Origin of the sequence: Allomuricauda sp. TY007 (genome assembly GCF_010468565.1) — a bacterium.
Taxonomy (GTDB): Bacteria; Bacteroidota; Bacteroidia; order Flavobacteriales; family Flavobacteriaceae; genus Flagellimonas.
Genome location: NZ_WUEG01000006.1, coordinates 223,809 through 231,944 on the forward strand (window position 1 = coordinate 223,809; position 8,136 = coordinate 231,944).

8 protein-coding genes are annotated in these 8,136 nt (G+C 39.0%); 4 read left to right on the forward strand and 4 right to left on the reverse strand.

Translation table 11 applies throughout. The annotated features are described in order from the left end of the window. Window positions 1-61: 61 nt before the first annotated feature. Genes GO009_RS08940 through GO009_RS08955 form a run of 4 tightly spaced genes read right to left on the reverse strand, consistent with a single transcriptional unit; the run spans window position 62 to window position 3,126 of the window. A complete protein-coding gene (locus GO009_RS08940) occupies window positions 62-925 on the reverse strand; it encodes a hydroxymethylglutaryl-CoA lyase (RefSeq protein WP_163625861.1) in 864 nt (287 codons plus the stop codon). Between the two features lie 21 nt (window positions 926-946). Then, a complete protein-coding gene (locus tag GO009_RS08945; protein WP_163625862.1) occupies window positions 947-1,603 on the reverse strand; it encodes a LysE family translocator in 657 nt (218 codons plus the stop codon). Window positions 1,604-1,609: 6 nt separating this feature from the next. After that, window positions 1,610-2,650: a quinone-dependent dihydroorotate dehydrogenase gene (locus GO009_RS08950; protein WP_163625863.1), complete on the reverse strand. Its 1,041-nt coding sequence runs from the start codon at window positions 2,648-2,650 to the stop codon at window positions 1,610-1,612. Between the two features lie 56 nt (window positions 2,651-2,706). After that, window positions 2,707-3,126, reverse strand: a complete 420-nt coding sequence (locus GO009_RS08955; RefSeq protein WP_163625864.1) for a hypothetical protein — start codon at window positions 3,124-3,126, stop codon at window positions 2,707-2,709. Window positions 3,127-3,230: 104 nt separating this feature from the next. On the opposite strand from GO009_RS08955, the gene pepT reads away from it, so the two are divergent. The 4 genes from pepT (at window position 3,231) to GO009_RS17905 (ending at window position 8,004) form a co-directional block, all read left to right on the forward strand. Further along, window positions 3,231-4,460 carry a peptidase T gene (gene pepT, locus GO009_RS08960; protein ID WP_163625865.1) on the forward strand — a complete coding sequence of 410 codons (1,230 nt, stop codon included), beginning with the start codon at window positions 3,231-3,233 and terminating at the stop codon, window positions 4,458-4,460. Window positions 4,461-4,462: 2 nt separating this feature from the next. After that, window positions 4,463-5,053, forward strand: a complete 591-nt coding sequence (locus tag GO009_RS08965; RefSeq protein WP_313790217.1) for a YdeI/OmpD-associated family protein — start codon at window positions 4,463-4,465, stop codon at window positions 5,051-5,053. Window positions 5,054-5,293: 240 nt separating this feature from the next. Then, window positions 5,294-6,343: a hypothetical protein gene (locus tag GO009_RS08970; RefSeq protein ID WP_163625867.1), complete on the forward strand. Its 1,050-nt coding sequence runs from the start codon at window positions 5,294-5,296 to the stop codon at window positions 6,341-6,343. Window positions 6,344-6,624: 281 nt separating this feature from the next. Further along, window positions 6,625-8,004, forward strand: a complete 1,380-nt coding sequence (locus tag GO009_RS17905; protein ID WP_163625868.1) for an ATP-binding protein — start codon at window positions 6,625-6,627, stop codon at window positions 8,002-8,004. Window positions 8,005-8,136 lie beyond the last annotated feature (132 nt).

Below are 8,136 nucleotides of genomic sequence, written 5' to 3' on the forward strand. Positions count from 1 at the left end.
TAGACTTAATTCAAATAAATTTCAGTTTTTAACAAAAAATCTGACTCCTGTTCAATAAAAATTAATGATAGTTGGAAAAAAGCTCAGTTGCCTTATTGAATGCCGCTTCAAAAACCATCCAATTGACACCGGTATCGGCTTTGTTCGTAGTAAAATAGGAAAGCATTTTTTCGGTCGGCATGTTGCCTGTAAGCTCGTCCTTGGCCATGGGACACCCGCCAAATCCCTGTACGGCACCATCAAAACGTCTGCAACCTGCTCTATAGGCAGCATCCACTTTTTCATACCATTTACTGGGGGTGGTATGCAAATGGGCGCCGAACTCAATCTCGGGATATTTTGGAATCAGGTTGGAGAACAGATAATCAATCACCTCTGGAGTAGAACTTCCGATGGTATCCGACAACGACAGGATTCTGGTTCCCATCTCAGCCAGTTTCTCCGTCCACTCCCCTACGATTTCCACATTCCAAGGGTCTCCGTACGGATTACCGAATCCCATGGAAATATAGGTCACAACTTCTTTATCGTGGGCATTGGCCAAATCCAAGATTCCCTTTAGCGTTTCCACCGATTGGGTAATAGTCTTGTGCGTGTTCCGCATCTGAAAGTTTTCGGAAATGGAAAAAGGAAAGCCCAAGTAATCAATTGCTCCATATTTGCAGGCATCTTGCGCCCCACGTACATTGGCCACAATGGCCAAGAGCTTACTTCGGGTGCGCGACAGGTCCAATCGAGACAAGACTTCTGCCGTATCTTGCATTTGCGGTATGGCTTTGGGCGATACAAAACTGCCAAAGTCAATGGTATCAAAACCACAGCCCAACAAGGATTGGATATACTTTGCCTTTTCATCCGTAGGAATAAAGGGTTTTATTCCCTGCATGGCGTCCCGCGGACATTCTATGAGTTTCACTTTTGACATAGGCTTCCGTAAAAATAGCACTTATTTATCCGATAGAAATAGATAAATGGCAATCCCCACAAAAACAATAATCTGTACCCATTTTAAATATAAACCGGCCTTTTTATGACTCATCAAGGATTTAGATATATTACCCGCAAGTACAGCAATTGCCCCAAAAACAATGAGGGCAGAAAGCATGAAAAGTAACCCTAAAACGTAGAACTGTATGACGATATTGAGTTCCGTGCTAAACAAAAACCCAGGAAAAAAAGCTAAAAAGAAGATGGTTACCTTGGGGTTGAGTACATTCATAGTAAAACCTTTCCAAAAAAGTTTTGAGGGTGCTTGAGTTGGTTTATCTCCGTTGTCCAAAAGAATGGAAGCATCACTTCGATACACTTGATAAGCCAAGTACAAAAGATATATGGCTCCAAACAATTTGATGGCAAAAAACAAGGTATCGCTACGCTTGATGATTTCCGATATACCAAAGGCCAACAAGGTCGTATGTACCAAACAACCAGAGACCAAGCCAAACACTGTGGCCAATCCCGATTTAGTGCCATTACTGATACTTTGGGTAAGCACAAAAATATTATCCGGTCCCGGTGATATGGCCAAAGCAAGCGACGATACCAAAAACCCAATCAATATGGGATAATTGATGGTTTCCAGAAATAAAAACAAACTGTGCATATGCTCTTAGTCCATTTTTTTCAAAATGGCCTTGTTGATTTTCTTGATAAGCCCGGGGCCTTCATAAATAAAACCGGTGTACAATTGTACCAAATCCGCACCTGCTTCCAACTTTTCTAAAGCATCCTCTGCGGAATGAATACCACCTACCCCAATGATCGGAAATGCTTTTCTACTGTTTTCAGATAAAAACCGAATGACTTCGGTGCTTCGCTTCGTTAAAGGTTTTCCACTAAGGCCGCCTTTTTCTTCGGACAAGGTCAAATGTGATTTTAAACCTTTTCTTTCGATGGTGGTATTGGTTGCGATTACCCCATCAATTTTAGTATCGGCAACAATTTCGATGATATCCAACAATTGATCATCCGTTAAATCCGGGGCTATTTTCAATAAAATCGGCTTCTCTTTCTGCGCACTGCTTTTGGCCAATTTTTTATTCTGACTTTTTAGCTTTTTCAACAACTTGGTCAGCGGTTCCCTATCCTGAAGCTCTCGAAGTCCCGGGGTATTGGGCGAACTCACATTGACCACAAAATAATCCACATGCTCAAAAAGTGCCTCAAAACAAATCAGGTAATCCTTGATGGCCGCCTCGTTGGGCGTTACTTTGTTCTTTCCAATATTCCCGCCGACAATTACTCGATGTTTTTTCTTCAACTGTTCCACCGCCTCAAAAACCCCCTTGTTGTTGAAGCCCATTCGGTTGATAATGGCTTTATCATCTTTTAAACGGAACAGTCGTTTTTTGGGGTTCCCCGGTTGGGGCTTGGGTGTTACCGTACCTATTTCCACAAAACCGAACCCAAAATCGGAAAATTCGTTATATAGTTTGGCATCTTTATCAAAACCAGCGGCTAGCCCTACGGGATTTTTGAACTTCACACCAAAAACCTCACGCTCCAATTTGGGGTCGTTCACTACAAATATGCTTCTAAAAAGACCACTCAAACCCAATCTTGAAAACAACTTAATGGCCCAAAAAGAAAAGTGGTGCACGGCTTCGGGGTCAAACAGAAAAAGTACCGGGCGAATAAGGATTTTGTACATTCAGAATGGATTTTGGACAAAAATAAAAACTCTTAAAACAGTTCTTGATATTTTGGTCAATTTTCGTCAACCGACCTATTAATGTGGATAGGGCGCAAGGTCAACCTTCGGCATAATTTCAGATACCTTTCGTATTGGGTTTCGTTGAAACTGGTCAGCAACCTTTTATCCATCATACGGACATTCTTGGCCATGCTATCTATATAAGATTGATATTTTTTTGAAACCTCCATCAATACTTCGGGCGAGCTTTCTTCGTTCTGTTTCATCAGGTACTTTGCCCTCTCCTTAAAAATATCGTTTCGGATTTTTAGTTCGGCTGTCCAATTCTTCAGGTTTTTTTGCTGTTCTTCCGTCAACTCAAAAACTTTGACAATGGTCTCATTATCGCGTCCGCCCACGCCTAAAATACAATCCAATTGAGCTTGCCCATAAAACCCACAAATCAAAAAAAGAAAAAATACTAGCGCTTTCAATTAAGGTTGCTGTTAATGGTTTTTCGAAAGATAGGTATTAATGTCCTTGATTTACAAAATTACGTTTGAATAACCATTATTTTTGATGAAACTCAACACCGACCATGGAAAAATTATTACCCAGATTTTTAGAGTATGTGACCACGGATACGCAAAGCGACCCTTACTCCAAAACCACACCTAGCACGGAAAAACAGTGGGACCTTGCCAAGAAATTGGTGATGGAGCTCCATCAAATTGGAATGCAAGAAGTATCCATAGACGAGAATGCCTACATTATGGCCACTTTGCCCAGCAATATGGATAAAAAAGTGCCCACCATTGGTTTTGTTTCCCATTTTGATACTTCCCCTGATTTTTCGGGCAAAAATGTAAAGCCCCAGATCATTGAAAATTATAATGGCAAGGATATCGTACTCAACAAACTGAAAAACATTGTACTGTCTCCCGATTATTTTGACGATTTAAAAGCCTACGAAGGCCAAACCTTGATTACTACAGACGGAACCACACTATTGGGCGCTGATGATAAAGCAGGTATTGCTGAAATCATCACGGCAATGGAATATCTTATCAACCACCCAGAGATCAAGCATGGAAAAATCCGTATTGCCTTTACCCCAGATGAAGAGATAGGCCGCGGAGCGCACAAATTTGATGTAAAAAAGTTCGGGGCGGAATGGGCCTATACCATGGATGGCAGCCAAGTGGGCGAATTGGAATATGAAAACTTTAATGCAGCCAAGGCCAAAATAACCATTACGGGAAAAAGCGTGCACCCCGGCTACGCGAAAAATAAAATGGTGAACGCCATTGGCATTGCCAACGATTATCTAACCCATCTTCCTCCAAGCGAAGTTCCAGAACACACCACGGGGCGGGAAGGTTTTTTCCATGTACACAACATCAAGGGCGAAATTGAAAAAGCGAAGATAGAGCTCATTATCCGTGACCACGATGCGGTGCATTTTCAGGCTAGGAAAGACCTATTGAACGACATCAAAGAAAAACTCAACAAAAAATACGGGGAGTTTGTCAGCCTTACCGTTGAGGACCAGTACAAAAACATGAGGGAAAAGGTAGAACCCATGTACCACATTGTAGAGATTGCCGAAGAGGCGATGAAATCGCTTCAAATTGAGCCTATCATAAAACCCATTCGGGGTGGAACGGATGGTTCGCAACTGAGCTTTATGGGCCTGCCCTGCCCTAATATATTTGCGGGCGGGCATAATTTTCATGGTAAATACGAGTACATTCCTTTGGAAAGTATGCAAAAAGCCGTTATGGTTATCGTGAAAATTTGCGAACTTACAGCTGTACAAATCAAGTGATTGTGGACAAATCCGAAAAAATAGAAAGCTATTACGAAAAGGAACACACTTTTAGAAAGGGAATTGCTTTGCTAAGGGAAATTGCCTTAAAAACAGATGCCATAGAGGATTTTAAATGGCGTATTCCTGTGTACACCTTAAATGGAAAAAATGTTTTTGGTATTTGTAAGTTCAAAAGCCATTTTGGGGTATGGTTTTTTAACGGTGTGTTTTTAAAAGACCCAAAGAAGGTATTGGAAAATGCTCAAGAAGGCAAAACCAAGGGCATGCGACACTGGAAGTTCCAACGTTTGGATGAAGTGGACGAAAAGGTGGTGTTGGCCTATATGGTAGAAGCTTTGGAGAATCAGAAAAAGGGGCTGGAAGTGAAAGCTGAAAGAACATCAAAAGTGGTTATTCCCGAGCTGCTGCAATCCGAATTGACCAAAAATGCTACATTAAAGGACGCTTTTGAAAAGTTTACGCCCTACAAACAAAAAGAGTTCTGCGAATACGTTGCCGAAGCCAAACAAGAGAAAACCAAATTGCGAAGGTTGGAAAAAATCCTACCCATGATCAACGATGGTATTGGGTTGAATGATGCTTATAGATAACCGTTTATCGAATGTTCGATATGATATATCCACTTATTCTATTTCACTTATTTCTTTTTCAATTTCGAAACCTGGAGTTTGATAATGACATAAATAATCCTGAACTATGTAAAAAGCTTCAAAAAATGGCAATTGCTGACCAAAAAACCCTCAGACTTTCAGAATTAAAGCTTGGTACATCAATAATGATAAATAAACTTAAAAATTTTGATATTTAGTCTTCTCAAAAACCATCAATCAATGAAATCGAATTTACTATTCCCTTTACTTCTTTTTATGCTGCTTTCGTGTCAAAGCAAAAAAGAGGAGTTTGTTTGTACACCTTGTGACCTATCTTGTGACGAATTGACTTTTTCGGAACCCGGAACCTGCCCACACTGTAACATGGAACTCATCAAAAAAAGTGAATTGGCCCCAGAAAGAAAGGCAAGGGTAAACGTATTAAATATTCAAAAGGGCTCGGGTAAGTTTATCATTGAGGGCGGATTTAAAAAAGAGAAAACAATAGCAGTCCATTACTATAAACCAACCCATTTTGCAACTAGTTCAAACATGATTATGGTAATTCCCGGAGCTGGCAGAAATGGAGATGATTATCGAGATGCTTGGATCGAGAAAGCCGAACAATACAATTTGCTTGTACTCTCCCCTGAATATTCAGAGGAGTATTACCCTGAATTCTGGAGTTACAATTTGGCGGGAATGATCACCGATGTAAAAATCAACCAAGAACGGACCGCTATGATTGGATTTAGTGTAAATCACAACCATGAGCAGTGGATCTACAACGATTTTGACCGAATTTTTGATTTGGTCAAAGAAAAGCTCCATTTAGATACAGACACCTATGATATGTTTGGACATTCGGCAGGAGGACAAATATTACATAGGCTTGCAATTTTTAAACCCGAGAATAAGGCAAATAGGATTTTGGCATCAAACTCTGGTTGGTACACGGTTCCGACGGATAGGGTTGAATTCCCGTATGGGCTTAAAAATGGTGTTACATCGGCCATTGACACAGATTTCAGTTCCAATCTGATACTTTTTTTGGGAGAAAAGGATGATGCCAACGAAACTAGGGGAGACTTAAGACATACCCCCGAAATGGACCAACAAGGTTTGTTCAGATTTGAGCGCGGAAAATATTTTTATACCACATCCAAAGAGATTGCCACACAACTGGGAAAGGAGTTTGGTTGGAAAATAGAGGTAGTCCCGAATGTAGGACACGATTATAAAAAGATGAGTTCTGCTGCGGCCGATTTTCTATATAAAACTGAAAAATGAAAGTGCATAATAACCCTTGCGAGAAGAATCCAAAATTTAGCTAGCTACGGTTATAATTCTATCAGCCCCCACGAAAACATTCATTGAACACTACTGGATTTTACCAAGAAAAGAACTAACTTAACTCCTTATTGTGAACTGTGAATAATGGTAGGCTTCATTCTTGACGCAGTAGTAATCCATTTTTTTGTCTTAGTTTTGCTTATGTGACGGTTATGTGATTAAGTCTAAACACACAAACATAAACAATTGATATTTAGTGTTTTACAAATAAACCATATGTGACAGAGAGTGAATTAAACATACTTTTAAGTGAGTTCAGGGCATTTCCTACGGAAACCGAATGGTTAGAGTTTAAAGTTAATAATGGCAAGAACCTAGGAGAGTACATTTCAGCACTTTCTAATTCTGCCTGTGTTCACAACAAAGATTTCGGATATTTAATATTTGGAATTGACGATAAATCCCACAGAATAGTTGGAACCAAGTTTGACCTTAACCAAAAAGGAAAAGGCAATGAGGATTTAATTCCTTGGATATCGAGACTATTAAACCCAAGAATCAATTTTGACACTTTTGAATTTAAGGCAGAAGGGGAAAGAGTTATTATCATTCAAGTTCAAGCCGCTACCAATACTCCTGTAAAATTTAATGGAGAAAGTTATATACGTATAGGGTCATACAAAAAGAAACTTGATGAATATCCTGAAAAACAACGATTAATTTGGACAAAAAAGTCAAGTTCTGTTTTTGAAAAAGGAGTAGCTCTAAAAAATGTATCTGCCGACAAAGTTTTGGGGTTATTGGATTACCCTTCTTATTTTGAGTTACTTAATATCCCATTACCAGAAAACCGTAAAGCTATATTTGAAAAATTCACACAGGAAAAAATAATAATAAAGCGGGCTGACAAATATGACATTACAAATTTAGGGGCAATTCTTTTAGCAAAAAAACTAGATGAATTTGAAACACTTTCAAGAAAAGCAATTAGAGTTATAATTTATCAAGGAAAAAATAAACTCAAAACCAAGAAGGAACAAATAGGGCAAAAAGGGTATGCCGTAGGTTTCAAAGGGTTAATAAATTATATAAATGATCAATTACCCGTTAATGAAGAAATTGGGAAGGTTTTCAGAAAAGAAGTTAAAATGTTTCCTGAACTTGCTATCCGAGAATTAGTAGCAAATGCAGTAATACATCAAGATTTTTCAATTAACGGAACTGGACCTATGATTGAAATATTCGAAAATAGAGTTGAAATCTCTAATCCAGGGAAACCTTTGATTAGTACAATGAGATTTGTTGACCATAATCCTCAATCCAGGAATGAGCTTTTAGCTAGTTTTATGAGGAGAATGAATATTTGTGAAGAAAGAGGAAGTGGTATTGATAAAGTTATTTTTGAATGCGAATATTACCAACTGCCAGCACCTAAATTTATAGAAGGAGAAAATTATACAAGGGTAATTTTATATGCTCATAAATCGCTTCGTCAAATGGATAAAGACGATAAAACAAGAGCCTGTTATCTACATGCTTGTTTAAAGTATGTATCAGGGGAACACATGACAAATCAAACCCTCAGAAATAGATTTGGAATAGCAGAGAAAAACTATTCCATCGCTTCAAGAATTATTTCAGAAGAGGGTGTAAATTAAACTCTGTCTGAAATAGATTTAAACATTAATTTTATTCAGACAGAACCATGAGAACAGAGGAACAGACAGAATTTGAAAAGAAGGTGCTTGACCAGTTCATGTCGGGCAAGAACCTTTTCGGCAAGGGCGGCG